Source organism: Achromobacter sp. EB05 (assembly GCF_044232075.1).
Taxonomy (GTDB): domain Bacteria; phylum Pseudomonadota; class Gammaproteobacteria; order Burkholderiales; family Burkholderiaceae_B; genus Achromobacter; species Achromobacter dolens.
The window spans coordinates 3,310,696-3,336,731 of sequence record NZ_CP155917.1; the positions used below are offsets into that span (position 1 = coordinate 3,310,696).

25 protein-coding genes and 1 pseudogene are annotated in these 26,036 nt (G+C 68.7%); 17 read left to right on the top strand and 9 right to left on the bottom strand.

Going from position 1 to position 26,036, the window contains the following annotated elements; translation table 11 throughout:
• Positions 1 to 36: 36 nt before the first annotated feature.
• Together AAID08_RS15150 and AAID08_RS15155 are read right to left on the bottom strand one after the other, a co-directional pair.
• Positions 37 to 1,509: a HAMP domain-containing sensor histidine kinase gene (locus AAID08_RS15150; RefSeq protein ID WP_116793441.1), complete on the bottom strand. Its 1,473-nt coding sequence runs from the start codon at positions 1,507 to 1,509 to the stop codon at positions 37 to 39.
• Complete coding sequence (locus AAID08_RS15155) at positions 1,506 to 2,237, bottom strand: response regulator transcription factor (protein ID WP_049074082.1); 732 nt, start codon at positions 2,235 to 2,237, stop codon at positions 1,506 to 1,508. The genes AAID08_RS15150 and AAID08_RS15155 overlap by 4 nt, the downstream gene beginning before the upstream one ends.
• Before the next feature lie 211 nt (positions 2,238 to 2,448).
• Between AAID08_RS15155 and AAID08_RS15160 the strand changes: the two genes are divergently transcribed.
• Together AAID08_RS15160 and AAID08_RS15165 are read left to right on the top strand one after the other, a co-directional pair.
• Positions 2,449 to 3,087, top strand: a complete 639-nt coding sequence (locus tag AAID08_RS15160; RefSeq protein ID WP_175143813.1) for a cytochrome b/b6 domain-containing protein — start codon at positions 2,449 to 2,451, stop codon at positions 3,085 to 3,087.
• 10 nt (positions 3,088 to 3,097) lie between these two features.
• Entirely contained in the window at positions 3,098 to 3,889 is a 792-nt protein-coding gene (locus AAID08_RS15165) for a molybdopterin-dependent oxidoreductase (protein WP_064523105.1), read from the top strand.
• On the opposite strand, the gene AAID08_RS15170 is transcribed toward AAID08_RS15165, so the two are convergent.
• The gene (locus AAID08_RS15170; protein WP_395757820.1) at positions 3,886 to 4,083 is read right to left on the bottom strand and encodes a hypothetical protein; all 198 of its coding nucleotides are present in this window, start codon (positions 4,081 to 4,083) and stop codon (positions 3,886 to 3,888) included. The two genes, AAID08_RS15165 and AAID08_RS15170, sit on opposite strands and share 4 nt — an antisense overlap.
• On the opposite strand from AAID08_RS15170, the pseudogene AAID08_RS15175 reads away from it, so the two are divergent.
• The 5 genes and pseudogenes from AAID08_RS15175 to AAID08_RS15195 all read left to right on the top strand — a co-directional run.
• Positions 3,991 to 4,266, top strand: a pseudogene (locus tag AAID08_RS15175) (pentapeptide MXKDX repeat protein); the annotation flags it as partial. The gene AAID08_RS15170 and the pseudogene AAID08_RS15175 sit on opposite strands and share 93 nt — an antisense overlap.
• A gap of 74 nt (positions 4,267 to 4,340) precedes the next feature.
• Positions 4,341 to 4,841: a peptide-methionine (R)-S-oxide reductase MsrB gene (msrB, locus tag AAID08_RS15180; protein WP_116792642.1), complete on the top strand. Its 501-nt coding sequence runs from the start codon at positions 4,341 to 4,343 to the stop codon at positions 4,839 to 4,841.
• A 35-nt stretch (positions 4,842 to 4,876) separates the two neighbouring features.
• On the top strand, positions 4,877 to 5,575 hold the full coding sequence (msrA, locus tag AAID08_RS15185; RefSeq protein ID WP_064523111.1) for a peptide-methionine (S)-S-oxide reductase MsrA: 699 nt from the start codon (positions 4,877 to 4,879) through the stop codon (positions 5,573 to 5,575).
• 530 nt (positions 5,576 to 6,105) lie between these two features.
• Positions 6,106 to 8,913, top strand: coding sequence for an autotransporter domain-containing protein (locus AAID08_RS15190; protein WP_395756555.1), 2,808 nt, complete (start codon positions 6,106 to 6,108; stop codon positions 8,911 to 8,913).
• A 187-nt stretch (positions 8,914 to 9,100) separates the two neighbouring features.
• Complete coding sequence (locus AAID08_RS15195; RefSeq protein WP_063583237.1) at positions 9,101 to 9,601, top strand: hypothetical protein; 501 nt, start codon at positions 9,101 to 9,103, stop codon at positions 9,599 to 9,601.
• Positions 9,602 to 9,685: 84 nt separating this feature from the next.
• Here the strand turns inward: AAID08_RS15195 and AAID08_RS15200 are convergent, their stop codons facing one another.
• Together AAID08_RS15200 and AAID08_RS15205 are read right to left on the bottom strand one after the other, a co-directional pair.
• On the bottom strand, positions 9,686 to 10,237 hold the full coding sequence (locus AAID08_RS15200) for a Dps family protein (protein ID WP_049074093.1): 552 nt from the start codon (positions 10,235 to 10,237) through the stop codon (positions 9,686 to 9,688).
• A 158-nt stretch (positions 10,238 to 10,395) separates the two neighbouring features.
• A complete protein-coding gene (locus tag AAID08_RS15205; RefSeq protein ID WP_395756556.1) occupies positions 10,396 to 11,061 on the bottom strand; it encodes a TetR/AcrR family transcriptional regulator in 666 nt (221 codons plus the stop codon).
• A gap of 127 nt (positions 11,062 to 11,188) precedes the next feature.
• On the opposite strand from AAID08_RS15205, the gene AAID08_RS15210 reads away from it, so the two are divergent.
• Together AAID08_RS15210 and AAID08_RS15215 are read left to right on the top strand one after the other, a co-directional pair.
• Complete coding sequence (locus AAID08_RS15210; RefSeq protein WP_064523120.1) at positions 11,189 to 11,890, top strand: DAPG hydrolase family protein; 702 nt, start codon at positions 11,189 to 11,191, stop codon at positions 11,888 to 11,890.
• A gap of 134 nt (positions 11,891 to 12,024) precedes the next feature.
• Positions 12,025 to 13,215, top strand: a complete 1,191-nt coding sequence (locus AAID08_RS15215) for an MFS transporter (protein ID WP_064526062.1) — start codon at positions 12,025 to 12,027, stop codon at positions 13,213 to 13,215.
• Between the two features lie 25 nt (positions 13,216 to 13,240).
• On the opposite strand, the gene AAID08_RS15220 is transcribed toward AAID08_RS15215, so the two are convergent.
• Positions 13,241 to 14,635: a PLP-dependent aminotransferase family protein gene (locus tag AAID08_RS15220; protein WP_395756557.1), complete on the bottom strand. Its 1,395-nt coding sequence runs from the start codon at positions 14,633 to 14,635 to the stop codon at positions 13,241 to 13,243.
• A 116-nt stretch (positions 14,636 to 14,751) separates the two neighbouring features.
• Between AAID08_RS15220 and AAID08_RS15225 the strand changes: the two genes are divergently transcribed.
• Entirely contained in the window at positions 14,752 to 15,615 is an 864-nt protein-coding gene (locus AAID08_RS15225) for a DMT family transporter (protein WP_395756558.1), read from the top strand.
• Positions 15,616 to 15,677: 62 nt separating this feature from the next.
• Here AAID08_RS15225 and AAID08_RS15230 read toward each other — a convergent pair whose 3' ends face one another.
• Positions 15,678 to 15,890 (bottom strand): YbdD/YjiX family protein, encoded by a 213-nt coding sequence (locus tag AAID08_RS15230; protein WP_100504858.1) that lies wholly within the window; start codon positions 15,888 to 15,890, stop codon positions 15,678 to 15,680.
• 17 nt (positions 15,891 to 15,907) lie between these two features.
• On the bottom strand, positions 15,908 to 17,992 hold the full coding sequence (locus AAID08_RS15235; protein ID WP_054504285.1) for a carbon starvation CstA family protein: 2,085 nt from the start codon (positions 17,990 to 17,992) through the stop codon (positions 15,908 to 15,910).
• 317 nt (positions 17,993 to 18,309) lie between these two features.
• Between AAID08_RS15235 and AAID08_RS15240 the strand changes: the two genes are divergently transcribed.
• The 3 genes from AAID08_RS15240 to folE all read left to right on the top strand — a co-directional run bounded on the left by AAID08_RS15240 (position 18,310) and on the right by folE (position 21,035).
• The gene (locus tag AAID08_RS15240) at positions 18,310 to 19,737 is read left to right on the top strand and encodes a cache domain-containing protein (protein ID WP_054504286.1); all 1,428 of its coding nucleotides are present in this window, start codon (positions 18,310 to 18,312) and stop codon (positions 19,735 to 19,737) included.
• Positions 19,734 to 20,390 (top strand): response regulator transcription factor, encoded by a 657-nt coding sequence (locus AAID08_RS15245; protein WP_006387204.1) that lies wholly within the window; start codon positions 19,734 to 19,736, stop codon positions 20,388 to 20,390. Before AAID08_RS15240 ends, AAID08_RS15245 begins: the two co-directional genes overlap by 4 nt.
• Positions 20,391 to 20,489: 99 nt before the next feature.
• Entirely contained in the window at positions 20,490 to 21,035 is a 546-nt protein-coding gene (gene folE, locus AAID08_RS15250) for a GTP cyclohydrolase I FolE (protein ID WP_026383761.1), read from the top strand.
• Positions 21,036 to 21,108: 73 nt separating this feature from the next.
• On the opposite strand, the gene AAID08_RS15255 is transcribed toward folE, so the two are convergent.
• On the bottom strand, positions 21,109 to 22,041 hold the full coding sequence (locus AAID08_RS15255) for a DMT family transporter (RefSeq protein WP_244976947.1): 933 nt from the start codon (positions 22,039 to 22,041) through the stop codon (positions 21,109 to 21,111).
• Positions 22,042 to 22,146: 105 nt separating this feature from the next.
• Between AAID08_RS15255 and AAID08_RS15260 the strand changes: the two genes are divergently transcribed.
• The 4 genes from AAID08_RS15260 (at position 22,147) to AAID08_RS15275 (ending at position 26,035) form a co-directional block, all read left to right on the top strand.
• Positions 22,147 to 22,998 (top strand): LysR family transcriptional regulator, encoded by an 852-nt coding sequence (locus AAID08_RS15260; protein ID WP_395756559.1) that lies wholly within the window; start codon positions 22,147 to 22,149, stop codon positions 22,996 to 22,998.
• A 262-nt stretch (positions 22,999 to 23,260) separates the two neighbouring features.
• Positions 23,261 to 24,289, top strand: coding sequence for a taurine ABC transporter substrate-binding protein (gene tauA, locus AAID08_RS15265; protein WP_395756560.1), 1,029 nt, complete (start codon positions 23,261 to 23,263; stop codon positions 24,287 to 24,289).
• Positions 24,290 to 24,378: 89 nt separating this feature from the next.
• Positions 24,379 to 25,215: a taurine ABC transporter ATP-binding protein gene (locus tag AAID08_RS15270; protein WP_049074125.1), complete on the top strand. Its 837-nt coding sequence runs from the start codon at positions 24,379 to 24,381 to the stop codon at positions 25,213 to 25,215.
• Complete coding sequence (locus AAID08_RS15275) at positions 25,208 to 26,035, top strand: ABC transporter permease subunit (RefSeq protein WP_063583226.1); 828 nt, start codon at positions 25,208 to 25,210, stop codon at positions 26,033 to 26,035. Before AAID08_RS15270 ends, AAID08_RS15275 begins: the two co-directional genes overlap by 8 nt.
• The last annotated feature ends 1 nt before the right edge of the window (position 26,036 follow it).

A 26,036-nucleotide genomic window follows, 5' to 3' on the forward strand; every position in this document is an offset into this window, starting at 1 on the left:
CCAGGCTACGGCGGCGCGCGGGCGGCTGACGCCGCGTCAGCGCGCCGCCGGCAGGTCGAACTCGAACACCGCGCCCGGCTCCGGCCGTTGCACCAGCCGGATATCGCTGTGATGCAGCTTCAGGATGCGGTGCACGATCACCAGCCCCAGCCCGCCGCCATCGCGCGGGCCGTCCGCCAGCACCGAGGCGCGGGTGAACAGGCCGGCGCGCAAGGCGTCGGGAATGCCGGCGCCATTGTCGCTGACCCGCACCTGCACGCCGTCGCGCGCCTGCCGCAGGCGTAGCTCGATGCATCCGCCCGGCGCCGTATGGCGGATGGCGTTGTCCAGCAGATTGGTGAGCACCCGCTCGATCATGCCCAGGTCGGCGCGCACCGGCGGCAGTTCCTGGTCAATCGCCGTGGTCAGCCGCTGCTGGCGCGCCTCGGCGGCCAATTCGAATTTCTGGATCACGTCCTGCGCCAGCTCGGGCAGCGAGAAGGTCTCGGGTTCCAACCGCACCAGCCCGGATTCCAGCCGCGCCAGCTCGAACAGTTCCTGCGCCAGCCGGCCGACCTTGCGGCTCTGCGCCAGGGCGATGTCCAGGTAACGGCGGCGCTCGGCCGCGTCCAGCGTCTCGTCCTTCAACCGCAGGGTCTCCAGGTAGCCGTGCAGCGAGGTCAGCGGCGTGCGCAGATCGTGCGAAATGTTCGCCACCAGGTCGCGCCGCTGCTGGTCCTGTTGCGTCAACTGGCGCCATTGCTCGGAGATGCGGCGGCCCATCTGCACGAAGCTGCGGCGCAGCAGCGAGATCTCGTCGCCGCCCGCATCAGTGGCGTCGGCGGGCCTTTCCAGCGCCGCCAAAGCGCGGCCGTCGTCGTCGCCAAAGGCCCGCACCGCGCGCGTCAGCCCGCGCAGCGGCCGCGTGATCAGGCCGAACGCCGCCAGGCCCGCCACCAGGCCCAACAAGGCCACCAGCGCAATCGACCACAGGGTGGTGCGCAGCACCGCGCTGCGCGACGCGGCCATCGCCAGCGCGTCATGCGCCTGGCCCTGCAGCACCACATAGACATAGCCCTCGTCGCGCCCCGCCACCCGCACCGGCGCGGCCGAAAATACCTTGGCCGTATCCAGGTGGCGCGGATCGTCGCCTTCGATCGGCAGCGCCCCGCCCGCCAGGAAGCGCCGCACCGGCGCCAGGTCGATCCGGTCGCGCTTGATCTGCCCGGGCGGCGCGGCATCGCCGACGATGCGTCCGTCGTTGTCCAGCAGGTAGACCTCGACCGCGGGATTCACCATCATCAGCATCGAGAACAGCGAACGCACCGCGTCCGGCTTCCAGCCGTTGGCGTCCATCAGTTCATTGGTGCCGGCGATATGCTGCGCCAGTCCGCTGGACAGGCGCTGCACCACTTCCTGCTCGTAACGCGCATGGGCCGAGATCTGCAGCCAGGCCGACGCGCCGCAGCACGCCAGCAGCAGCAGCGCGAACACGGCCGACAGGCGCTGGGTCAGGGTCAGGCGCTTCATGATGCTGACTCCGCCGGCGCGCCGGGCGCGGCCGCGAACTTGTAGCCGCGGCCCCAGACCGTGAGGATGCGTTGCGGATTGGACGGATCGGCCTCGATCTTGGTGCGCAGCCGGTTGATGTGGGTGTTGACGGTGTGCTCATAGCCTTCGTGCTGGTAGCCCCAGACCTGGTTCAGCAGGTCCAGCCGCGAGAACACCTTGTCGGGATTGCGGGCGAAGAAATGCAGCAGGTCGAATTCACGCGGCGTCAGTTCCAGCCGGCGCTCGTCGACCGAGGCGGTGCGGGCAATGGGGTCGATGGCCACGCCGTGCTGGCGCAGGCTGCCGGCGTCGATGCGGGCATTGCGCTCCAGCGCCTCGGTGCGGCGCAGCAGCGCGCGCACCCGCGCCACCAGTTCCAGCATCGAGAACGGCTTGGCCAGGTAGTCGTCGGCGCCCAGTTCCAGGCCGAGGATGCGGTGCACCTCGCTGGAGCGGGCGCTGGTGATGATGATGGGGGTGTAGCGCGTCATGGCGCGGGCGCGCTTGCAGATCTCCAGGCCGTCGATGCCGGGCAGCATCAGGTCCAGCACCAGGGCGTCCCAGCCGCCCTCCTCCAGCCGGCGCATGCCTTCGTTGCCGTCGGCCGCGTGCTCGACCGCGTACCCCTCGTCACGCAGGTGCAGGCGCAGCAATTCGGCGATGTGGGCGTCGTCTTCGACGATCAGGACGCGGCGGGGCGTATCCATAGGGGCTCGGTCAGGGGTGGAAATCAGGGTGAGCCGACCGCCAGCGGCCGGCAACGCCGGGCGCGGGCGATCCGCCCCCGGCAGCGCTATTGTCGCCAATCCATGGCCGGCGAGTTATCACATTTATTTTAAGTTTGCGTGAGGACTTCGATATCGGGCCCGGGGAAGAATGGCTCCAACGACAACAACCGCCTCCCCGAGGAGCCCCGCCATGATGGCCACGCCCGCCACCCCAGACGCCCCCGCCGCCCCGGCGGCCGACAGCCGCGGCCCGGTCCATCCCGGCTGGCTGCGCATCATGCATTGGCTCAATGCGCTGGCCGTGGTCATCATGGTGACCAGCGGCTGGCGCATTTACAACGCCGCGCCGTTCTTCGACTTCACCTTTCCCAACGGCGCCACCCTGGGCGGCTGGCTGGGCGGCGCGCTGCAATGGCACTTCGCCGGCATGTGGCTGCTGCTGGTCAACGGCCTGCTCTACCTGGGGCTGAACCTGACCACCGGCCGCCTGTGGCGCAAGTTCTTCCCGGTCGGCCCGCGCGGCGTCGCCCGCGACCTGGCCGCCGCCCTGCGCGGCAAGCTGTCGCATGCCGACCCGCGCCACTATAACCAGGTGCAGCGGCTGGCCTACCTGTTCGTCATCGCGGATATCACGGTGCTGGTCCTGTCCGGCCTGGTGCTGTGGAAGTCGGTGCAGTTCGACACGCTGCGCACGCTGCTGGGCGGCTATGAATTCGCGCGCCGCATCCATTTCTTCGCCATGGCGCTGCTGGTGGCGTTCGTGGCGGTCCACCTGGTCATGGTGGCGCTGGTGCCGCGCAGCCTGATCGCCATGATCCGCGGCAAATAAGGAGTCTGACGTGAGCGCAAAACGACGCCTGTCGCTGCTGGGCCTGGATGGCCCGGCGATCCTGAAGGAAGCCGTGAAGATCCTGGACAAGCGGGTCGAGGCGCCCTCGCGCCGCGCCTTCCTGCGCAGCAGCCTGACGCTGGGCGGGCTGGCGATGCTGTCCGGCTGCACGCTGTCCGACGATGAAAACGTGGAAAAGGCGCTGAGCGCGGTGTCGCGCTTCAACGACCGGGTGCAAGGCTGGATCTTCGATCCGAACAAGCTGGCCCCCACCTACCCGGAATCGATGATCACCCGCCCGTTCCCGTTCAATGCCTATTACGGCATCGACGAGGTGCGGCAGGTCGAGGAAGAGAGCTTCCGGCTGGAAGTCACCGGCATGGTGGCGGACAAGCGCCGCTGGCGGCTGGAAGAGCTGCGCGCCATGGCGCAGATCGACCAGGTCACGCGCCACATCTGCGTCGAGGGCTGGAGCGCCATCGGCAAATGGGGCGGCGTGCCGTTCTCGACCTTCCTGAAGCGCGTGGGCGCCGACCTGACCGCGAAATATGTGGGATTCAAGTGTGCCGATGACTACTACACCAGCATCGACATGCCGACCGCTTTGCATCCGCAGACGATCCTGGCGCTGACTTACGACGGCAAGACCCTGCCGCCGGAGTACGGCTTCCCGATGAAGCTGCGGATGCCCACCAAGCTTGGCTACAAGAACCCCAAGCACATCCAGGCGATTTTCGTCACCAACACCTACCCGGGCGGTTACTGGGAGGACCAGGGCTACAACTGGTTCGGCGGCAGCTAGGTGGTTTTCACTTTTTTTCCCACCACGACACACCAGAGGAACGCATCATGAAGACACTCACCACCGCCGCATTCTCGCTGTGCCTGGCCTTTGGCGCGGTCGCCGCGCACGCGGCCGACAGCATGTCCAAGGACGGCATGTCGAAGGACGGCATGGCCAAGAGCGGCATGTCGAAGGATGGCATGGCCAAGGATGGCATGGCGAAGGACGGCATGTCCAAGGACGGCATGTCGAAGAACTCCATGTCCAAGGACGGCATGTCGCACGACGGCATGAAGAAGGACGGCATGGCCAAGGATGGCATGTCGAAGGAAGGGATGTCCAAGGACGGCATGTCCAAGGGCGGCTCCATGAGCAAGGACAGCATGGGCAAGTAAGCCCGCCCGCCAACCGTCCCGCGTGCGCCGCCCCGGCCGCGCCGCGCGCGGGCCCGCTTTCCCGAGGAGCCCCCATGAGACTGACACGCAGGCATTTCCTGGGCGCGGGCGGCGCCTTTGCGGCCGCCGCCGGCCTGGCGCCGCTGCTGGGCGGGCGCGCCGCGCGCGCCGCGCAGCCCCGCGCCTACCCCTATACCCTGACCGACGCCGAATGGCGCGCCAGGCTGACCCAGGCGCAGTACGACGTGCTGCGCCGCGAGGGCACCGAACGGCCCTACACCAGCCCGCTCAACGACGAGCATCGCGCCGGCACCTTCGCCTGCGCCGGCTGCGCCCAGAAGCTGTTTTCGTCGGCCACCAAGTTCGACAGCGGCACCGGCTGGCCCAGCTTCTGGCAGCCGCTGGAACACGCCGTCGACACGCTGGAAGACCGCAGCTTCGGCATGACCCGCACCGCCGTCAATTGCGGCAATTGCGGCGGCCACCTGGGCCACGTCTTCGACGACGGCCCGCGCCCGACCGGACTGCGCTACTGCATGAACGGCGTGGCCATGAACTTCACCCCGCAGGCCTGATCGCGGCCGGCGTCATTTTTCGAGGATTGCGCATCATGTTCCTTCGTCCCTTCTCCCGCGCCCGCCAGGCCGCGCTGGCCGCCGCCGGCGCCCTGTTCGCCCTCGGCACGGCCGGCGCCGCCGAGACTGCCTTCATCATTCCGCCGCCCGCGCTCGACGCGTCGGCGGCCGGCGCGGCCCAGGAAAAAGCCGTGATCGCCGGCGGCTGCTTCTGGGGCGTGCAGGCGGTGTTCCAGCACGTCAAGGGCGTCTCATCGGCGGTCTCCGGCTACGCGGGCGGCCAGGCAGCCACCGCCGACTACGACACCGTCAGCGGCGGCCGCACCGGCCACGCCGAATCGGTGGAAATCACCTATGACCCGAAGCAGGTCAGCTACGGCCAACTGCTGCAGATCTATTTCTCGGTGGCGCACGACCCGACCCAGCTCAACCGCCAGGGCCCGGACAGCGGCACCCAGTACCGCTCCACGGTGTTCCCGGCAAACGACGACCAGCGCAAGGTGGCCGAGGCCTACATCGCCCAGTTGAACAAATCCGGTGTGTACCCCAAGGCGCTGGCGACCACGGTGGAACCGCTCAAGGCCTTCTACCCCGCCGAGGGCTACCACCAGGACTACCTGGTGCGGCACCCGTACAGCATGTACATCATGGTGAACGACGTGCCGAAGGTGGAGAACCTGGCCAAGACCTTCCCGGCGGCGTATCGCGACAAGCCGGTGCTGGTGAATCCGTAGGCAGCGGCTGAATCCGCGGGCGGCTGGTGGGGCTGTCATTGGAGGCCGCCGGCAGGGGTTGCCGTGCCGGCGGCCGCGCCACGCGCGGCCGCCGTTGCCATCGCGCGCCGTGCAGCCGGGAAGGCGCCGTCGCGATGGCCGAAAAAACGCGCGTCCTGACGTTTTTTCGCGGCGCCTCGATAAGCAGGATAAATAATAAAAACCGCGCCGATTCTTAAAATAGAAAATCAGCATCTATCGTGCCTGACAGATAATATGGAATGTATCAATTCCCGCCATATTGATAATACGGACGGTATCAAAAACATCAATAAAAACAAATGGTTGGTATCCAAACGGCCGAAAACCGCAGCCTTGGATGGTATCTTTCAGGCAGTTTTTTAATCTGCAAAAAAGCAGGTATAAATTGCGTCCTTTTTCCACCGGCCCGTCCATTCCATACAAAGTATTTCAGCCATCGGAAACACGATTTCCGTGGGCGATTGCGTATGGCATCGGGACCTCGGGCCGAGACAAAAAGGATTCCAGTCTTGATATACGGCACGAACAAGTGGCTGACGGCCACGGTCGCATTGAGCACCACCTGCTGCGGCGCCGCCATGGCGGCCGACCTGACGGTGGCGTCCGGCAGCACGCAGGTGTTCGACGGCTCGGCCGCCTTCCCCGGCGGCGTTGACGTCAACGGCGGCACCCTGGTGATCGGCGGCAACGGCGGCGGCGCCGGCGTCACCCTCACCGGCAACGTCAACGCGGCCGCCAACGGCACCGTCTCGGGCTTCGGCGCGATCAACGGCAACCTCGACGTGAACGGCGCGCGCGTCGCCCCCGGCTACCCGGTGGGCACGCCCACCGGCGTATCCAACGGCAACCTCGTCGTCAGGGGCGACCTGTCGATGAACAACGCCGTATTCGACTTCGAGACCGGCTACGCGGGCCTGCCGATCACGCAGCCCGGCACCGGCGACAACATCACGGTCGCCGGCAACGCCACCCTGAACAACACCACGTTGAACGTGTCGGTCAACACGCTGGGCACCAACGCCGGCTACTACCGCATCCTGTCATACGGCGGCACCCTGAGCGGCAACGGCCTGACGCTGGGCAGCGTGACCGGCGACTCGCAGCCCGCGGCGACCATCCAGTCGCTGACCGGCGACAAACAGATCAACCTGATCCTGGGCCCCAGCACCACCAATCTGTGGAACGGCAACGGCGCGGCATCCGCCACCCGCGCCGGCGGCGGCAATGGCACCTGGAGCGCCGCCAGCGGCAACTGGAACAGCCCCACCAACGCCACGGGCGCCCTGCCCGACGGCGGCTACGCCATCTTCACCGGCGCGGCGGGCACGGTCACGGTCGATGGCGGCGCCGGCCCGGTGCGCGTGTCGGGCATCCAGTTCGCGACCGACCGCTACACCGTGCAGGGCTCGCCCATCACCCTGGTGGGCAGCGGCGGCAACCCGCCGGCCCTGGTGGTCGGCGACGGCACCTATGCCTCGGGCCAGTTCGTCGACACCATCCACAACCCGCTGCAAGGCACCCAGGGCTTCGTCAAGACCGGCCCGGGCTCCCTGATCCTGACGGCCGACAGCAGCGGCCTGAGCGGCCCCATCCTGATCGCCGACGGCGCCCTGGAGATCGACGGCAAGCTGAACGGCCCCCTGGACATCGGCCGCGAGGTCGTGCTGGCGGGCGTCGGCCAGGTCGGCACCACCACGCTCTACCCCACCGCCGTGATCTCCCCGGGCAACGACGGCTCGCCCATCGGCACGTTGACGGTCAACGGCAACCTCGCCTTCGGCGCCGATACCGTCTATCGCGTGCACGCCGATCCGGCCAGCAGCGCCAGCGACCGCATCCACGTCACCGGCGTCGCCACGCTGGATGGCACCGTGGCGCACGTCGGCCCGGCCGGCAACTATGCGCCGCGCACCACCTACAACATTCTCACCGCCGACGGCGGCATTCAGGGCCGCTTCACCGGCGCCTCCAGCGCCTACGCCTTCCTGACGCCCACGCTCAGCTACGACGCCAAGAATGCCTTCATGACGCTCACGCGCAACGACGTGCCGATCGGCAGCATCGGCGGCACCGGCAACGAAGCCAGCGTCGGCGGCGCGCTGGACCAGGAAGATCCGCCCGCGAGCGGCAACGGTTCGACCTCAGGCGGCAATGGTTCGGCCTCCAGCGGCAATGGCGCGACGGCCCCCGGCAACGGCTCGCCCGTGGTCGGCAGCGGCAGCACTGCGGCCGCCGGTACCGGCGCCCGCCAGGTGACCACGGCCGTGCTGACGATGACGCCCAATGAAGCGCGTTCGGCCCTGAAGCAGTTGTCCGGCGAGGCCTACGCCAGCACCGCCACCGTGCTGCAGAGCCAGGCCGACAGCGTGCGCGCGCTGCCGCTGGATCACCTGCGCGGCAACCTCGACGCGCCGGCGCGCGCCGGGCAGCCGACCGCTCAACTGGGCGCGCCGTCGGCCGACGCGCTGCCGCAAAGCGGCGCCTCGCCGGTCTGGGCGCAGGCGTTCGGCAACTGGAGCACCTTCGCCGGCGACGGCAACGCCTCGAGCGTCAGCCAATCGTCCGGCGGCCTGTTCGTCGGCGGCGATGGCGCGGTCGGCGGCGGCTGGCGCCTGGGCGGCGCGGTCGGCTACGTCGGCAGCCACAGCTCGCTGGCCGATTCCGCCTCGCGCACCGACGTCGACAGCTACACCGCCACGATCTTCGGCGGCCGCAATTTCCAGGCCGGTCCCGGCCACCTGCGCTTCATGGCCGGCGCCGCCTACACCTGGCACGACATCAACACCAAGCGCGACGTCGCGGCCGGCAGCCTGAACCAGCGCCTGGAGTCGTCCTACCGCGCCTCGTCGACGCAGCTTTTCAGCGAGCTCGGCTACCACCTGCCGCTGAGCGATGCCTACAGCATCGAACCCTATGCCGGCCTGGCCTGGAACCAGCTTCGCACGCGTGATTTCGAGGAATCGGGCGGATCGGCCGCGCTGCGCGGCAAGGGCCGCACCGACGACGTGACCAGCAGCACGCTGGGCGTGCGCGGCGCCTGGCAGTTCGAATCCAGCGGCGCGCCGGGCCGCCTGACCGCCTCGCTGGGCTGGCGCCACGCCATGGGCGACGTCACGCCCAGCCAGCAACTGGCCTTCGACGGCGGCGGCACGTTCTCGGTGCGCGGCGTGCCGATCGCCAGGAATGCCGCGGTGGTCGGCCTGGGCGCCGAAATCGCGCTCGCCCGCAACACCACCGCCGGCGTCGCCTACGACGCGCAGTTCGGCGGCGGCAACCGCCAGCAGTCGGGCCTGCTCAAGCTGGCCGTGCGCTTCTAGGGCAACGCCGCGAGACCGGGGCGTTCCCGCCGCGCCGGGAACGCCCGCGCGCATTGCGCTACAGTGCGGGGGGCAGGCGGAATCCGGCCATCCGGATATCCGCCCTGCGCACCCATGATCTCTTCGGCCTGGCGCGTCAACCCCGCCCGCGAGGCCGCGAACCCATGCCCCCAGGAAAAGCACAGTAGTGAACGACACCCACATGCCGGACGACGGCGACTTCCACGACCGCAAGGAACAGGGCGCCACGCTGTGGCGCGACGATGGCTGGACCGCCCGCATCATCAAGAACGAAGACGACGACGGCTGGGCCGTCGAGATGACCCTGGACGGGCAGGCCGAACCGGCCCTGGTGGGCCCGTGGACCATGGGCCGCGACAAGAAGAACCCCAAGCCCCTCGACACGCCCGCCTTCCATACCCTGGTCAAGACCGCCAACGAAGTCCTGCGGCGCCACGAACAGCAATTGCACGCGACGCTGCACAAGAGCGTGAAGATCGATGCGGCCGCCGGCCGCGTCACCGTCAAGCTGGATATCGTGCCCGACGAGGACGAGCCCTATGCCGTGCTCAGCGCCTACGACGAATCGGGCGAACAACTGGCCGAAATCCACGTGGCGCCCACCTACAAGCTGAGCGTGCAACGGGCCTCGGAATGGGCCCGCGGCGGGTTTGGGCGCGAGGGCTGACGCACCGGCAACCGGCGGACCGCCCTTCGCCCCGCCCTCTCCCGCCCCCCGATACAAGGGCCGGGAAACGGCTGCCTACGCCGTTCAATGACCGGTGCTGTCGCCCTGCCGGCTGGCCTCGAACAGGAACCAGGTGCGCCGCTCGGTCTCGTCGATCCAGTTCTCGATGAGGCTGGAGCTGGCGATGTCGCGATGCTCGTCGGTCACGTTGTGGGCCTCGCGCAGCGTGGCCGCCAGGGTCTTGTTGTCTTCGCGCAGCTCGGCCAGCATGTCCAGCGGCTGGACGTAGTCGGCATCGTTGTCGGCGATGCGCTGGGTGCGCGCGATATGGCCGATGGAACGCAGCGTGGTGCCGCCGATCTTGCGGATGCGCTCGGCGATAGGATCGGTCATGGCGAACAACTGGTCGCCCTGCTCGTCCAGCAGCAGGTGGTAATCGCGAAAATGCGGCCCGCTGACATGCCAGTGGAAGTTCTTGGTCTTCAGGTACAGCGCGAACACGTCGGCCAGCACCTGGTTCAACACCGCGGAGATATCGCGGGTGGCGGCGGCGGCCAGATCGGTGGGGGTTGCCAGCGGACGCTTGCGCAGCGTCTTCGCCGCCTTGGTGGTCTTCGCATTCAGTTTCTTGGCCATGGAATCGCAGCTCCTGGAAATGATTCGGAAAACACGCGCGCGGCGCGATCGGTCGCGCCGCGACGTCCCAGGGTAATTCCGTATGCGCGCTTTGCCAATGGCCGCGCGCGGCTGGCGCCAAGCTGAATCGATATGCCCGCGCGGGCATGACGCCATCACTAGTCCGGCAGAACCTCGAACACCCGCCCCTGCCCGGAGAACAGCGCCACGCAAGCCTGGATGCGATCCGCGATGGAGCCCCGCGGCAGCGGCTCGGCCAGGCCCAGCGCCATCTGCCGCAGCGGTTCGGCGATGGTCATGGCCAACAGCAGGCCGGCGGTCTCGCGCGGTTGCTTGATGCGGATCAAACCGCGCGCGGCCAGTTTCTCGAACCACCCCGCCAGCATCGCGGTGCCGCGCTCGATGCCGTTTTCCTGATACACCGCCAGCAGCGCGTTGCGCGCCGGAAAATCGGCCGTCAACAAACGGAACATGCCGACGGCGTCGGCCGACAGGGCGCGGTCGGCGATCGTCTGCAGTACCCGCGCCAGCGCCGGCAGCACCTCGGCGGCGCTGGCGACCTCCTGCGCCAGCGCCGGCTCGAAGGTGTCGGTCCAGCCGCGCACCACCTGCGCCACCAGGTCCTCGCGATTGGCGGCGTAGCGGTACACGGTTTTCTTGGCCATGCCGGCGCGACGGGCCACCGCTTCCAGCGTCGCGCCGCCATAGCCTTCGTTGAGCAGCAGCCAGGTGGCGGCGTCGAGGATCGCGGCGCGCAGTTCGGCGTCAGGTCGGGCGGGACGGCCGCGCGGGCGCGGCGCGGCGGATGAGGCAAGGGACGCCATGGGCGATTGGTTCTCCTGATGTCGAGTGGGCGATCTTACACGGTCCGCTTATTTTGGAAACGACATACGTTTCTTTAATGTAGAATCGGCTTTCCCTTATGGCTTTCCCTTATCCCGGAGACCTCGCATGACCACCCCGCACCCCGATGCGGCGCACATCGCCGCCGACATGGACAGCCTGCTCGATCCCGCGCCGCTGCGGCTGGAGACCGGCATTGCCCGGCTGCCCGGCGGCGGCCTGGTGGTGGCCACGCGCACCGACCTGCATGGCTGCAAGGGCCGCATGCTCGACTGGTGGTTCAAGTTCTTCCAGACCACCCAGCACATCAAGTGGTGGCATCCGCACGACCATGTCGAGCACCGCGGCTGGGACAGCGCCTGGCGGCGCGGCGAAAGCTATATCGGCGCCTCGATCCACGCGGTGGAGTCGCTGGCCGACCTGCCGCCGGTGGCCGCCCGGCTGAAATTCCACGCCCCGCAGGAGGCCTTCGACGCCGCGCGCCTGCGCGCCGCGCACGGCAACCAGGACGTGTCGGCGGCCATCTACGCCCGCATCGGCTTCGGCGACCACATCCAACTCGACGCCGATGGCGATCCGCGGGATGGCCAGATGATCCACCTGGCGCGCGACACGCCGTTCGGCTGCGTGCTGCGCAGCCGCTTTTACCTGGGCCTGTCGAGCCCACGGCCGCAACAGGACGTGCCCGACGTGCTGGGATTGAACCTGCTGCGCCATTGCTATACCGAGTTCACCTACCTGTCGCGCTTGCTGCCGTCGATCTATTACGGCGAGCACGCCAACGGCGAAGCCGCGCCGCTGCCCTGGTAAGGCCGGCACGGCCGTTGCGATGGCAAGGCCGGCGGCGGCGGCGCGGAGCCGGCCGGCCGGGCGGGCGGGCGGGCGGGCGGGCGGAAGGAGTATGCTACGGCGCTTCCTCCCAGCCACACTTCTGTCACATCGCTATGCGCGGCAACCCCGACGCCCGGCAAGGCGCTATCGCCCTGCATGGGTTCTACTTCCTGTACTACGGCTTGCAGGGCGTCAGCATCCCGTTTCTTCCCCTGTGGTTCGCCAGCCGCGGCCTCGACCCGGCGCTGATCGGCCTGATCGTGGCGACCTCGTTCCTGCCCAAGATCCTGTCGACGCCGGTGGTGGCGCACGTGGCCGACCAGCGCGGCAGCGCGCATGGCCTGATCTTCGCCGCGCTGGCCGCTTCGCTGCTGCTGTTCATCTGCTACCCGTTCAGCGCGGCGCCGGCCTGGCTGTTCGCCGTCACGCTGCTGCTGAACGCCGTGTTCCCGGCGGTGCTGCCGCTGCTCGACCGCATGGCCATCGCCAGCAGCCGCGGCCAGGGCAGTTCCTACACCATCATCCGCGCCTGCGGCTCGCTCGGCTTCGCCGTGGTGACGGTGGCCGGCGGCTACCTCATCAAGACCTTCGACACCGATTGGGTGATGTGGCTGTCGATCCTGCTGATCGTCGCCTGCCTGGCGTGCGTGCGCCTGTTGCCGCGGGCCGCCCGCCCGAGCGCCGAGGAGGCACCGGCCGAGCGCGTGCGGCTGCCGATGCGCGAGATCCTGCGCGACCGGCCGCTGCTGCTGTGCATCGCCGCCGCGTCGCTGGTACAGGCCAGCAACGGCTTCCTGTATTCGTATTCCACGCTCTACTGGACCGACCGCGGCCTGTCGACGGCGCTGATCTCGACGCTGTGGGCGGTGGGCGTGGCCAGCGAAGTGCTGTTCTTCTTCCTGGCGCCCAAGGTGCTGGCGCGGCTCGGCGCCCAATGGCTGATCCTGGTTTCGGCCGCCATGACCGCCCTGCGCTGGGCCGGCCTGTCGGCCACCACCGACCCGGGCTGGATCGCGGCGCTGCAAGTGCTGCAATGCTTCACCCTGGCCGGCAACAATGCCGCCATCATGTGGTACATCGCGCGCCGCGTGCCGGCGGCCTGCAAGACGTCGGCCATCGCGCTGTATGCGCTGCTGTCGGGCGGGGTGTTCATGTTTGGCAGCATTCAACTGGGCGGCGCGCTGTATCGCGGTTACGCGCCGGCAGGCTTCCTGGTGATGGCGCTGTGCGCGGCCTGCGCCATTCCGCTGGTGCTGGCCGCCGAGAAGCGGACCCGCCGCGACGCGGCGGCCAACGGCTCCTAGCGCGCGGCCCCATCCACGGGACCGCTCACGCCGAGCGCGCCGCGGCCAACGCCCGCGCCAGCGTGTCGAATACGCGCGGATCGGTGGACTGGGCCACGTTGAAGCGCAGGCAGTCGCCCGCGCTCAGCGACACGCTGAAGGCGTTGCCGGGCGCCAGCACCACGCCGTCGCGCAGGCAGGATCGCGCCACCGTCGCCGCGTCAATGCCGGCCGGCAGGCGGCACCACAGGAACATGCCCGCCTTCGGCTGCAGCCACGGCACGATGCCGAGCGCCCGCAGCCGCGCCGTGACGCTGTCGCGCTCCTCGGCCAGCCGCTGCCGCACCCACTCCATGTGCCTGCGGTAGCCGCTGTCGGTCAAGGTCCGGAACACCACGTCGGCCGCCAGCCGCCCGCCGCCGAACGTGGTGGCGATCTTCAGGTCGGCCAGGCTGTCGATCCAGTCGCCGCGCGCCGCGATGAAGCCGCAGCGCAGCGAGGCCGAGATGGTCTTGGAAAAGCTGCCGATCTGGATCACGCGTGACAGGCCGTCGAAGGCCGCCAACCGCGGCGCCGGCGTGTGTTCGAAGTCGGCGAAGATGTCGTCTTCCACGATCACCAGCCCCGCGCCGTCGGCGGCCTTGAGCAGCCGGTGCGCCACCAGCGGCGACAGCGTCGCGCCGGTGGGGTTGTGGATGCCCGAATTGGTGATGTACAGGCGCGGCGCGTGCTCGCGCAGCGCCGCCTCGAAACGCGCCACATCGGGCCCGTGTGGCGTGTACGGCACGCTGACCACGCAGGCGCGGTGGGCCTTGAGCAAGGCGTGGAAATTGAAATAGCAGGGATCATCGACCAGCACCGTATCGCCCGGTTCCAGCAGGAAGCGGCAGATCAGGTCGATGGCCTGGGTGCCGGACTCGGTCAGCATGAGCTGCTCGGGCGCGGTCTCGATGCCGGCGGCGGCCAGGCGCCGCGACAGGACCTGGCGCAGCGCGGGGTGGCCGAGGGGCGTGGCGTAATCGGTCAATTCCAGGGAATCGGACTTGGCCAGCGCGCGCAGCGCGCGGCGGATGCCGGACTCGTACATCCAGTCGCCCGGCAGCCAGCCGCAGCCGGGCCGCAGCGCATCGGGCGCGGCCTCCAGCGACTGGCGCGAGACCCACAGCGGATCGATCTCGCGGTCCAGCTTGGGGCCGATCTCGGTCAGCGCCAGCGGCGCCACCGGGCCGGCGACGTAGAAGCCCGAACCTGGTCGCGACGTGATGCTGCCTTCGGCGGCCAGGCGTTCATACGCCTCCACCACCGTCGACACCGACAGGCCCATGGCGCCGGCCTGCGCGCGCACGGACGGCAGGCGCGCACCCGGTGAGTACGCGCGCGATGCGATGCGCGATCGCACCTGCGCCATGACCGCCTCGATCCGGGTGCCGCCTGATGTCATTTCGCCTCCATCCGTACTGGACTGTTTTGCATAACAGTTATTTTAAATTGTACTGGACTGTCTCTGGGAAACGCGGCGTCCGGATGCTTCACTGGACGCTTTGCGCGGAGCAGTGCATGGACAAGGCAACCAGCGGTTGGATCAACGGTTTCATCGGCGTGGCGATCTTCGCCGGCTCGCTGCCCGCGACGCGGGTGGCGGTGGCGGAGCTGGACCCCATCTTCCTCACCTGCGCCCGCGCCACCATCGCCGCCGCGCTGGGCTGGGCCCTGCTGTGGCTGCTGCGCCAGCCGCGACCGCGGCGCGCCGACCTGCCCGCCCTGATGCTGACGGCAATCGGCGTGGTGCTGGGCTTTCCGCTGCTGACGGCGCTGGCGCTGCAGCACGTCACCTCGGCGCATTCGATCGTGTTCGTCGGCCTGCTGCCGCTGTCCACCGCGGTGTTCGCGGTGCTGCGCGGCGGCGAACGGCCGCGGCCGGCATTCTGGCTGTTCTCGGTGGCGGGCTCGGCCTTCGTGGTGGGGTACGCGCTGACGGGCGGATTGGACGTGTCGCTCAAGGGCGACCTGCTGATGCTGGCCGCCATCGTGGTCTGCGGCATGGGCTACGCCGAGGGCGCCAGGCTGTCGCGCACGCTGGGCGGCTGGCAGGTCATCAGTTGGGCGCTGGTGTTGTCCTTGCCGGCAATGCTGCCGCTTGCGCTGCTGACCCTGCCTTCGTCGTTCGCGCAGGTCACCGCGGCCGGCTGGATCGGCCTGGCCTACGTGTCGCTGTTCAGCATGCTGATCGGCTTCGTGTTCTGGTATCGCGGCCTGGCCCAGGGCGGCATCGCCGGGGTAGGCCAGTTGCAGTTGTTCCAGCCCTTCATGGGCCTGGGCCTGGCGGCGCTGCTGCTGCATGAGCAGGTCAACTGGACCATGCTGCTGGTGACGCTGGCCGCCGTCATCTGCGTGGCCGGGGCCCGCAAGCACGCCCGTTGAACGCCATTGGCGCCGGACAAAGCCGGCGCCTTTTGCCATCGCGATCGACGAGCCGTGGCCCGTCAGCAGCAGCCGATGCGTTTCTTGCCGCCGTAGCGGGCGTCCTGCCGCTCGCGGAAGAAGTCCTCGTAGCTCATGGGCTCCTGGTCGGGATGGGTGCGCCGCATGTGCTCGACGTAGTTCTCGTAGTCGGGCACGCCGACCATCAACCGCAGGGTCTGCCCGAGGTAGCGGCCGGCGGCGCCGGCCGCCGAGGTCATGTTGGAAAACAGCATGGCGGCGCCTCCTTGCGTCAGTCCGCGCCGGCGGCCACGGCCGGCAGCGCTTCGTAGGGCGTCTCGCGCGCGGTCGGCCGGTTCTCGGCGCGGGCGCGCATCACCGAACGGATGCCGAACACCACGATGCTGACCACCACGAACATGAAGATCGCGCACAGGCCGGCGTTGATGTAGTCGTTCAGCACCACGCGCGACATTTCCGCCAGCGACTTGGCCGGGGCCAGCACCTTGCCTTCGGCGATGGCGGCGTTGTACTTGGCCGCGTGCGACAGGAAGCTGACCTTGGGGTCGGCATGGAACAGCTTCTGCCAGCCGGCGGTCAGGGTGCACGCCAGCAGCCACAGCGTGGGCAGCACGGTGACCCAGGCGTAGCGGTCGCGCTTCATCTTGAACAGCACCACGGTGCCCAGCGTCAGCGCGATCGCGGCCAGCATCTGGTTGGCGATGCCGAACAGCGGCCACAGCGTGTTGATGCCGCCCAGCGGATCGACCACGCCCTGGTACAGGAAGTAGCCCCACGCCGCCACGCACAGGCCGGTGGCGATCAGGTTGGCAGGCAGCGACTCGGTGCGCTTGAGCGACGGCGCGAAGGTGCCCAGCAGGTCCTGCAGCATGAAGCGGCCCGCGCGGGTGCCGGCGTCCACGGCCGTCAGGATGAACAGCGCTTCGAACAGGATGGCGAAGTGGTACCAGAACGCCATCATGCTGGGGCCGCCGATGGCCTGGTGCAGGATGTGCGCCATGCCCACGGCCAGCGTCGGCGCGCCGCCGGCGCGCGAGATGATGGTGCTTTCGCCGACGTCCTTGGCGGTCTGCACCAGGTCGGCCGGAGTGATCACGAAGCCCCAACTGGACACCACCTGGGCGACCTGGTCGGGCGTGGTGCCGATGACGGCGGCCGGGCTGTTCATGGCGTAGTAGATGCCCGGCTCGATGACGCAAGCGGCCACCAGCGCCATGATGGCGACGAACGATTCCATCAGCATGCCGCCGTAACCGATGTAGCGGGCCTGGGTTTCGTTCTCGATCAGCTTGGGCGTGGTGCCCGAGGAGATCAGGGCGTGGAAGCCCGACACCGCGCCGCAGGCGATGGTGATGAACAGGAACGGGAACAGGTTGCCCGACCACACCGGACCGGAGCCGTCCACGAACTGCGTCAGCGCCGGCATTTTCAGCTCGGGCGCAACCACCACGATGCCGATGGCCAGGCCGACGATGGTGCCGATCTTCAGGAAGGTCGACAGGTAGTCGCGCGGGGCCAGCAGCAGCCACACGGGCAGCACCGAGGCGATGAAGCCGTAGACGATCAGGATCCAGGTCAGGCCCTTGCCGTCGAAGTCGAACATCGGGCCGATGACCGGATGCGCGGCCACGTCCTGGCCAAAGGTGATGGCGGCCATCAGGCCGACGAAGCCGATGATGGACACTTCGCCGATCTTGCCCGGGCGGATGTAGCGCAGGTAGACGCCCATGAACAGCGCGATGGGAATGGTGGCGGCCACCGTGAAGGTGCCCCACGGCGAGTGCGTCAGCGCCTTGACCACGATCAGCGCCAGCACCGCCAGGATGATGACCATGATCATGAAGGCGCCGAACAGCGCGATCACGCCCGGGATCTTGCCCAGCTCGGACTTGACCAGGTCGCCCAGCGAGCGGCCGTCGCGGCGGGTCGAGATGAACAGGATGGTGAAGTCCTGCACGGCGCCGGCGAACACCACGCCGGCCAGGATCCACAGCATGCCGGGCAGGTAGCCCATCTGCGCGGCCAGCACGGGGCCGACCAGCGGGCCGGCGCCGGCGATGGCGGCGAAGTGGTGGCCGAACAGCACGTGCTTGTTGGTCGGGACGTAGTCCAGGCCGTCGTTGTACTTCCAGGCCGGCGTCATGCGCGTGGGATCAAGGCGGAACACCTTGTTGGCGATGAAGCGGCTGTAATAGCGGTATGCGATCAAGTACACGCAGACGGCGGCAATCACCACCCATAGCGCGTTGATGGTCTCCCCTCTGGCCAGCGCCACGGTGCCCAGCGCGAACGCGCCCAGGACCGCAACCGCCAGCCAGACCAGGTGCTGACCCAGTCCCTTACTGCTGGTTTGCATAAGTGCTCCTCTTGCCTCCCGCCATGCTTTTGGCGTGAAACGCTTTTTTCGTCCCGCGGGTAGGCAGACTCATTGTTGTAGGGTGGCGGGCGCGAACGTCCGCACGGCGTCCGGTCGACGCGGGCGTTAGTATTTCGGTTTGCCCGGGGCGCAACAAGCGCGGAACTACGCAAGCCCCCTACGTGGTACTACGGAATGCGCCGCAGCATATTCCCCGCGGGGATCGTAAAATCGGCGGCGCGGACTCCTGTCCGGCGTGGGCCTTTTTCCCTTGATGCACCGCAACACGCGCATTCGGCGCTGATACAAATCCCCTGATGAAGCTGCGCCTGAAAATCCTGCTGCTGGCCGCCGTCCCCCTGCTGGTGGCGCTGGCGGCCATCGCCGTGGCCGTCTACGTGCAGGGCCTGCAACTGGCCCAGCGCGAAAAGGAAGTGGTGGAAAGCGCCTGGCTCGGCAGTAAGGAAAGCGAGCTGCGCCATTACGTCAGCCTGGCCTACAGCGCGATTGCCCCGCTGCAGGACGCCAGCGACGGCGACGCCGCCCGCGAGCGCGCGCTGGCGCTGCTGGCACAGATGGAATTCGGCCACGACGGCTATTTCTTCGTCTACGACCTGCAAGGGCGGAACCTGATGCACCCGCGCCAGCCCGAACTGGTCGGCCAGGATCTCTGGAACCTGCGCGACACCCGCGGCCAGCCAGTGATCCAGAACCTGCTGACGGCGGCCCGCCGCGGCGGCAGCCAGGGCGAGGCGGTGCACTACCAGTGGGAAAAGCCCTCGACCCACCAGATGGTGGAAAAGCTCGGCTACGTGGTGGTGCTGGAACGCTGGGGCTGGATGCTGGGCACCGGCATCTACCTGGACGACGTCGAGCAGACCCTGGCGCACATCGACGCCGCCGCCCAGTCCAACATCCGCAACATGTTCGCCTGGGTTGCCGGCATCGCCGCGGTCTCGATCCTCGGCGTGGCGGCCTGCGGCCTGGCGCTCAATATCAGCGACCACCGCCAGTCCGACGCCAAGCTGCGGCTGATGGCGCAGCAACTGGTGCGCTCGCAGGAAGACGAACGCGCCCGCCTGTCGCGCGAGCTGCACGACGGCATCAGCCAGGTGCTGGTGTCGATCAAGCTGGCGCTGGAGGCCGCGCGCGAACGATTGCGCCAGGCCCTCGGCGCCGAGCCGCGCGCGCTGGCGCACATCGACACGCCGCTGGGCGGCGCGCTCGACCGCCTCAATACCGCCGTGGGCGAAGTGCGCCGCATCTCGCACAACCTGCGCCCCACCCTGCTGGACGACCTGGGCCTGCCGGCCGCGCTGGAACACCTGGGCCGCGAATTCGCCGGCGCCAGCCAGCACGGCGCCGCGCCGCTGACCGTGCGCCTGTCGACCCAGGGCCGGCCGGTGAAGCTGCCCGACGCCTACGCCACCGCCCTGTTCCGCGTCACCCAGGAGGCCCTGACCAACGTCGTGCGCCACGCCGGCGCCCGCCGCGCCGACCTGACGCTGGCCTACACCGAACGCGACCTGCGCCTGACCATCCATGACGACGGCCGCGGCTTCGACTACGCCGAGGTGCAGCAGGATCCGCGCCGCGGCATCGGCCTGCGCAACATGCGCGAACGCATGACCGCGCTGTCCGGCAGCCTCAGTTTCCATACCTCCGACCAGGGCACCACCCTGCAGGCCTGGCTGCCCTTGCCGCCGCCCTTCTCCGACGCCTCCGACGCTTCCCGACCCGCATGACCGACCCTGGCTCCCCCATCCGACTGCTCCTGATCGACGACCACCCGCTGGTGCGCGACGGCCTGCGCTTGCGCCTTGAGACCGTGCCCCACCTGCAGGTGGTGGGCGAAGCCGGCAACGCCGCCGCCGCCCTGGCCTTCCTGCAGGCCTGCCTGGCGGAGGACCCGCTGGGCGGCACCCTGCCGCAACTGGTGCTGATGGACCTGAACATGCCGGGCGTGGGCGGCCTGGAGCTGACCGCGCAGTTGCATGAACGCTATCCGCAGATCGCGGTGCTGGTGCTGTCGATGCACGACAACGCCGAATACATGGTGCAGGCGGTGCGCGCCGGCGCCCGCGGCTACCTGCTCAAGGACGAGCCGGCCCAGGAGATCCTGGCGGCCATCGACGCGGTCATGACCGGCCGCACCTACTTCAGCGCCGCCGTGTCGCTGCGCCTGTCGCAGGCCAGCGCCCCCGCCACCCTGCTGACCCAGCGCGAGCGCGACGTGCTGCGCCACATCGCCAGTGGCCACGCCAACAAGCAGATCGCCCAGGCGCTGGGCCTGTCGGTGCGCACCGTCGAAACCCACCGCCTGAACATCAAGCGCAAGCTGGGCATCGACGGCCAGGCCGAACTGATCAAATACGCGGTGGAAAACCGCGGCGTATAACCCCTCTGGCCGTCAGGTTTCCGGCTGCGAAGCCGGCCCGCGCTGGAGTAGACTTGCGTGTTCATCGCCATCGCCGGCGCGCAGCCCCCAGGAGTTCCCATGTCATTGGAAAGTCACTACACCGCCATTCTCGAAGCACTGGGGGAAGACCCGTCCCGCGAAGGCCTGGCGGACACGCCGGCGCGCGCGGCCAAGGCCATGCGCCACCTGTGCCGCGGCTACAACCAGAATCTGGAAGAGATCGTCAACGGCGCCCTGTTCACCTCCGACACGCGCGAGATCGTGCTGGTCAAGAACATCGAGCTGTATTCGCTCTGTGAACACCACATGCTGCCCTTCATCGGCAAGGCGCATGTGGCCTATCTGCCCAACGGCAAGGTGCTGGGCCTGTCGAAGGTGGCGCGCATCGTCGAGATGTACGCCCGCCGCCTGCAGATCCAGGAAAACCTCAGCCGCCAGGTGGCCGAGGCGGTGCAGTCCGTCACCGGCGCCGCCGGGGTGGCGGTGGTCATCGAGGCCCAGCACATGTGCATGATGATGCGCGGCGTCGAAAAGCAGAATTCGTCGATGGTCACCTCGGTGATGCTGGGCGAGTTCCACGACAACCCGTCGACCCGCGCCGAGTTCCTCAGCCTGATCCGCTGAAGCGCGCCTGGCGTCGCCCGGGAATGGCCGGCCCCCTCGGGACCGGCTTTTTTGTCGGCGCACGAAGCGAGCGCTAGCGCGGTTCGTTCCGCACGACCATCCAGATGCCGCACGCAGACACGGCCGTGCCCACCAGCATCAGCCAGGACAGCGGCTCGCCGAACATGGCCCAGGCCCACACCAGCGTAACCGCCGGGCTCAGGTACAGCACGCTGGCGACACGGGTGGGAGACGAGCGCCGCAGGCAGATCCAATACAGGCCGTAGCCGCCCAGCGTCGACAGCGCCGCTGTCCACAGCACGCTCAGCGCGAACCCCGCGCTGGCAACCGGCAGCAGGCTGCCTTCCCTGCCCGCCAACGCGGCGAAAGCCACCGCCGAAATCGCGCATTGCACCCACAGATTGGACAGCAGCCCCATGGACGCAGGGGAATCGGCCTGCTTCTGCCACAGGGTGGCCAGCGCCAGCGACAGCATGCCCAGCAGCGGCAGGCTGTAGGTCCATAGGGGCGTCCCGCCCCAGGCCAGGGCATCGCGCGTGACCAGGACCACGCCCAGCAATCCCAGCAACAATCCCAGCCAGGCTTGCCGGCGCAGGCGCTGGCCAGGCAGCCCGACGCCCAGCAGCGCCGTGCCGATCGGCAAAAGGTCGGCGATCAGTGCGGCCAATCCCGCGGGCACCCCGTACTCAATGCCCTTGGCAACGCCCGCCAGATAGCCCGCCATCGCCAGCAGGCCGATGCCGGCGTGGCGCAGCAGCAGCGCCGGCGGCGTGCGTCGCAGCTCGCCCGCCACCCAGGGCAGCAGCGCGAGCGCCACCACCACGCAGCGCCAGAACACCACCAGGAAAGCCGAGGCGTGATCGATCGAAAAGCGCATGCCGACAAACCCCGAACTCCACGTCACGATCAAGGCGGCCTCCAGGACCAGCAGGGGCACGGCCGCCAGGGCGGCGCGCGGCGCCGTTCCCGGGGCGAATGTGGCGTTACGGGCGTCCCGGCGGGGCATGGCTGGCTTGCTCGTGGTGGGCGTCCTCATGCCCTTGACCTTAAAGCCAGGCCATAATCAAATAAATCAAAATATATTTGCCATCTGATTCATGAAATCAAAACCATGAGCGCCTCCCTGGATATCGACCTGTTGCGCACATTCCATGCCGTGGCCCGGCTGGGGCAGTTCCGCGCCGCCGCCGAACATGTCCACCGCAGCCCGGCGGCGGTCAGTGTCCACATCCAGCGGCTGGAGGCCGTGGTTGGCGGCCGGCTGCTGGAGCGCGACAACCAGTCGGTGACCTTGACGCCCCTGGGCCAGCGCGTGCTGGGCAGCACGGCCGAGCTGCTGCGCGTGCACGACCGGGTGCTGGGCGGTATCCAGGGGACGGCGCTTGCCGGCCGTATCAAGCTGGGCCTGCCCGACGAGTACGCGGCCCACGTCATCCGCGACATCCTGCCGCTGTTCGCCGCGGACTGGCCGGGCGTCGTGCTGGAAGTGACGACGGCGCCCAGCCTGGCGCTGCGCGACCAGGTCGGGCGCGGTCGCCTGCATCTGGCGCTGGCGGCGCAGGCGATGGCCCGGCGGCCGGACCCGCAGTCACTGGCCTCGACCACGCCGGTGTGGGTGGGAAGCGCCAGGCTGGGGACGCCATTGCCCGATCCCCTGCCCTTGGCCCTGCACGCGGCGCACTGCCCCTACCGGGAGGCAATGACCACCAGCCTGGATCGCGCGGGCCTGGCCTGGCGGACGGTCTTGAGCAGTCCGTCGAGCCAGGCGGTCGAAGCCTGCGTCGAGTCGGGCCTGGCCGTCAGCCTGATCGATCGCTCGCGGGTGACAAGCGCCATGCGGGTGCTGGACACGCTGCCGGCCATTGCCGCGCATGAGATCGTTCTGCTGCGCTCGGCCTCGGCGCAAACCGCCCCGGCCACCGACCTGCTGGAACAGACCCTGCGGCGGCATTTCAGGCTCTAGCGCGACGAGCGGGATCGCCGGTCACGGCGAGACCTGACGGCAAGGGTCCGCCCGGCTCGCCCCCTTGTTCCGCCCCCTCTCCCCCAAAAGACGTAGGACGCCCGGGGCCGCCGCCCCAAGGTGGGGCAACCCCCTTGGCTCCTATCGAATACGGCATCTGGCCCTAGCGCTGTGGCCCCATCCGGGCAAACTGGCACCACAGGCCGCACCGGCACAAGCCGGTCGCGTCGGGGCGCGGCCCATTCTCTATCGGAGATCACCCATGAACGCGTTATACCGCCTCATCCGCCGCGGCATCCTGGCCGGCCTGGCCGCCACCCTGCTGGCCGCGCCCGCCCATGCCCAGACCCGCCTGACCGTGGGCTACCAGCTCATCGTCGGCCCCTTCCTGACCGCCATCGCCGATGGCAGCTTCGATGCCGCCCTGAAAGACGCCGGCTACCAGGTCGACTGGCGCCAGTTCACCTCGGGCGGCGACATTTCCACCGCCCTGGCCTCGGGCAACGTGCCGGTCGGCGTGCTCGGCTCCACCGGCATCACCTCGGCCGCCACCCGCGGCGTCGACCTGCAACTGTTCTGGATCCTGGACAACATCGGCAAGTCGGAAGCGCTGGTGGCGCGCAACGGCTCGGGCATCAACGGCACCGCCGACCTGAAGGGCAAGCGCGTCGCCACGCCGTTCGTATCGACCTCGCACTTTCACCTGCTGGTGGGGCTGGAACAGGTCTGGAAGATCAACCCGCGCGACGTGCGCATCCTGAACATGCAGCCGCCTCAGATCGTGGCCGCCTGGCAGCGCGGCGATATCGACGCCGCCTACGTCTGGCCGCCCGCGCTGACCGAGATCGAGAAGACGGGCAAGGTCATCGCCGACTCCGAAGCCATCGGCCGCGCCAGCGTGCCGACCTTCGACGGCCTGGTGGTCGATCGCGCCTGGGCCGCCAAGAACCCCAAGTTCATGGCCGCCTTCACCACCGTGCTGGCCAAGTCGTACGCTGCCTATCGCGCCAACCCGGTCGCCTGGACCGCCGATTCGGTGCAGGTCAAGAGCATCGTCAAGCTGATCGGCGGCAAGCCTGACGACGTCGCCACCGCGCTCACGCTGCTGACCTTCCCCACCGCCCAGGAACAGGCCTCGCCCGAATGGCTGGGCGGCGGCAAGGAATCGGGCGCCGCGCGCGCCTTCGCCGCCAGCGCCAAATTCCTCAAGGACCAGAAGCAGATCGACAAGTCGCTGGACGACTACAGCGCCCACGTCACCGACCAGTACGCCAAAGCGGCCGCCAAATAGCCGCGGCGAGACGCCGGGCGCGCCGCAAGCCGCGCCCGGTCCCGGCGCCCGCCTGGCCGCGGGCGTCGCACCATGCAAGGGGACCCCGCATGACTCCACCCGCCACGCCCGCCGCGCAGGCCCTGCGCGCGGACCACGTCAGCGTCACCTACCCCGGCCTGCACGACAGCGGACCGGTGATCGCGCTGCAGGACGTCAACCTGACTATCGAACCCGGCGAATTCGTCGTCGCGCTGGGCGCCTCCGGCTGCGGCAAGACCACGCTGCTGAGCCTCCTGGCCGGTTTCCTGTCACCCACCGACGGCGAGATCACGCTGGGCGGACGCCCCATTACCGGCCCCGGCGCCGACCGCGGCGTGGTGTTCCAGAAGCACGCGCTGCTGCCCTGGCTGAACGTGCTGGAAAACACCGAATTCGGTCTCAAGCTGCAGGGCGTGGACAAGGAGACGCGGCGCGCCCGCGCGCGCCGCAACCTGGAGCTGGTGGGACTGAAGGACTTTCACCGCCACATGATCTACCAGTTGTCGGGCGGCATGCAGCAGCGCGTGGGCATCGCCCGCGCCCTGACCTGCGATCCGGCCATGCTGCTGATGGACGAGCCGATGGCGGCGCTGGACGCGCTGACGCGCGAGACCATCCAGGAGCTGCTGCTGGATATCTGGCGCCAGACCGGCAAGATGTTCTTCTTCATCACCCATAGCGTGGAAGAGGCGCTGTTCCTGGGTTCGCGGCTGATCGTCATGTCGCCGCGCCCGGGACGCATCACCCACACCTTCCAGCCGGACTTCAACCGGCGCTACCTGGAGACGCGCGATGGCCGCGGCATCAAATCAAGTCCCGACTTCATCGCCATGCGCGAACAAGTCCTCGGCATCATCTACGGCGACGAACTTGCCGCCGCCGACGCGCAGGCCGTCCATGCCTAGCGGCCTGGGCGGCCGCCGGCCCGCCGCGCCCGGCAAGGTGTACGGCGCGCCGGGCGCCGGCTACAGCGGCCACATCAGCCTGCTGACCAGCATCGCGCTGCTGGCGCTGTGGTTCCTGGCCACCAACGCCGGCTGGGTCAAGCCGCTGTTCCTGCCGTCGCCGCAGGCGGTGTACGGCAAGTTCGTGTCCGCCATGACCGACGGCGTGGCCAACTCGACCCTGGCCGAGCATGCCCTGGCCAGCCTGACGCGGGTGTTCTCGGCCTTCTTCCTGGCCTGCGCCACCGCCATTCCGGTCGGCATCCTGATGGGCGTGAACCGCTACGCCCGGGGCATCTTCGATCCGCCGATCGAGTTCTACCGTCCGCTGCCGCCGCTGGCCTACCTGCCCCTCATCATCATCTGGTTCGGCATCGGCGAGTTCCCCAAGATCCTGCTGATCTACCTGGCCATCTTCGCGCCCATGGCGATCGCCGCGCGCGCCGGCGTGCGCTCGGTGTCGATCGAGCAGATCCACGCCGCCTACGCCATGGGCGGCAGCCGCATGCAGATCGTCTGGCACGTGATCCTGAAGGCCGCCATGCCCGAGATCTTCACCGGCATGCGCATCGGCATCGGCGTCGGCTGGACCACGCTGGTGGCCGCCGAGATGGTGGCGGCCGATCGCGGGCTGGGCTTCATGGTGCTGAACGCCGCGCAGTTCCTGGCCAGCGACACGGTCATCATGGGCATCATCGTGATCGGCGTGTTCGCCTTCGCGTTCGATCTGCTGGTGCGGTATCTGGAGAGGTTCGCGATTCCTTGGAAGGGACGGGTCTAAG

What these genes read in the sequence shown, in the direction of transcription:
- AAID08_RS15240 (WP_054504286.1), top strand. Translation starts at nt 18,310, where the DNA reads ATGAAGCTGCGCCTGAAAATCCTGCTGCTGGCCGCCGTCCCCCTGCTG.
- AAID08_RS15150 (WP_116793441.1), bottom strand. Translation starts at nt 1,509, where the DNA reads ATGAAGCGCCTGACCCTGACCCAGCGCCTGTCGGCCGTGTTCGCGCTG.
- AAID08_RS15230 (WP_100504858.1), bottom strand. Translation starts at nt 15,890, where the DNA reads ATGCTGTTTTCCAACATGACCTCGGCGGCCGGCGCCGCCGGCCGCTAC.
- AAID08_RS15255 (WP_244976947.1), bottom strand. Translation starts at nt 22,041, where the DNA reads ATGCCCCGCCGGGACGCCCGTAACGCCACATTCGCCCCGGGAACGGCG.
- AAID08_RS15275 (WP_063583226.1), top strand. Translation starts at nt 25,208, where the DNA reads ATGCCTAGCGGCCTGGGCGGCCGCCGGCCCGCCGCGCCCGGCAAGGTG.
- msrA (WP_064523111.1), top strand. Translation starts at nt 4,877, where the DNA reads ATGTTCCTTCGTCCCTTCTCCCGCGCCCGCCAGGCCGCGCTGGCCGCC.
- AAID08_RS15215 (WP_064526062.1), top strand. Translation starts at nt 12,025, where the DNA reads ATGCGCGGCAACCCCGACGCCCGGCAAGGCGCTATCGCCCTGCATGGG.
- AAID08_RS15205 (WP_395756556.1), bottom strand. Translation starts at nt 11,061, where the DNA reads ATGGCGTCCCTTGCCTCATCCGCCGCGCCGCGCCCGCGCGGCCGTCCC.
- msrB (WP_116792642.1), top strand. Translation starts at nt 4,341, where the DNA reads ATGAGACTGACACGCAGGCATTTCCTGGGCGCGGGCGGCGCCTTTGCG.
- AAID08_RS15160 (WP_175143813.1), top strand. Translation starts at nt 2,449, where the DNA reads ATGATGGCCACGCCCGCCACCCCAGACGCCCCCGCCGCCCCGGCGGCC.
- folE (WP_026383761.1), top strand. Translation starts at nt 20,490, where the DNA reads ATGTCATTGGAAAGTCACTACACCGCCATTCTCGAAGCACTGGGGGAA.
- AAID08_RS15245 (WP_006387204.1), top strand. Translation starts at nt 19,734, where the DNA reads ATGACCGACCCTGGCTCCCCCATCCGACTGCTCCTGATCGACGACCAC.
- AAID08_RS15220 (WP_395756557.1), bottom strand. Translation starts at nt 14,635, where the DNA reads ATGACATCAGGCGGCACCCGGATCGAGGCGGTCATGGCGCAGGTGCGA.
- AAID08_RS15210 (WP_064523120.1), top strand. Translation starts at nt 11,189, where the DNA reads ATGACCACCCCGCACCCCGATGCGGCGCACATCGCCGCCGACATGGAC.
- AAID08_RS15225 (WP_395756558.1), top strand. Translation starts at nt 14,752, where the DNA reads ATGGACAAGGCAACCAGCGGTTGGATCAACGGTTTCATCGGCGTGGCG.
- AAID08_RS15260 (WP_395756559.1), top strand. Translation starts at nt 22,147, where the DNA reads ATGAGCGCCTCCCTGGATATCGACCTGTTGCGCACATTCCATGCCGTG.
- AAID08_RS15270 (WP_049074125.1), top strand. Translation starts at nt 24,379, where the DNA reads ATGACTCCACCCGCCACGCCCGCCGCGCAGGCCCTGCGCGCGGACCAC.
- AAID08_RS15155 (WP_049074082.1), bottom strand. Translation starts at nt 2,237, where the DNA reads ATGGATACGCCCCGCCGCGTCCTGATCGTCGAAGACGACGCCCACATC.
- tauA (WP_395756560.1), top strand. Translation starts at nt 23,261, where the DNA reads ATGAACGCGTTATACCGCCTCATCCGCCGCGGCATCCTGGCCGGCCTG.
- AAID08_RS15235 (WP_054504285.1), bottom strand. Translation starts at nt 17,992, where the DNA reads ATGCAAACCAGCAGTAAGGGACTGGGTCAGCACCTGGTCTGGCTGGCG.
- AAID08_RS15200 (WP_049074093.1), bottom strand. Translation starts at nt 10,237, where the DNA reads ATGGCCAAGAAACTGAATGCGAAGACCACCAAGGCGGCGAAGACGCTG.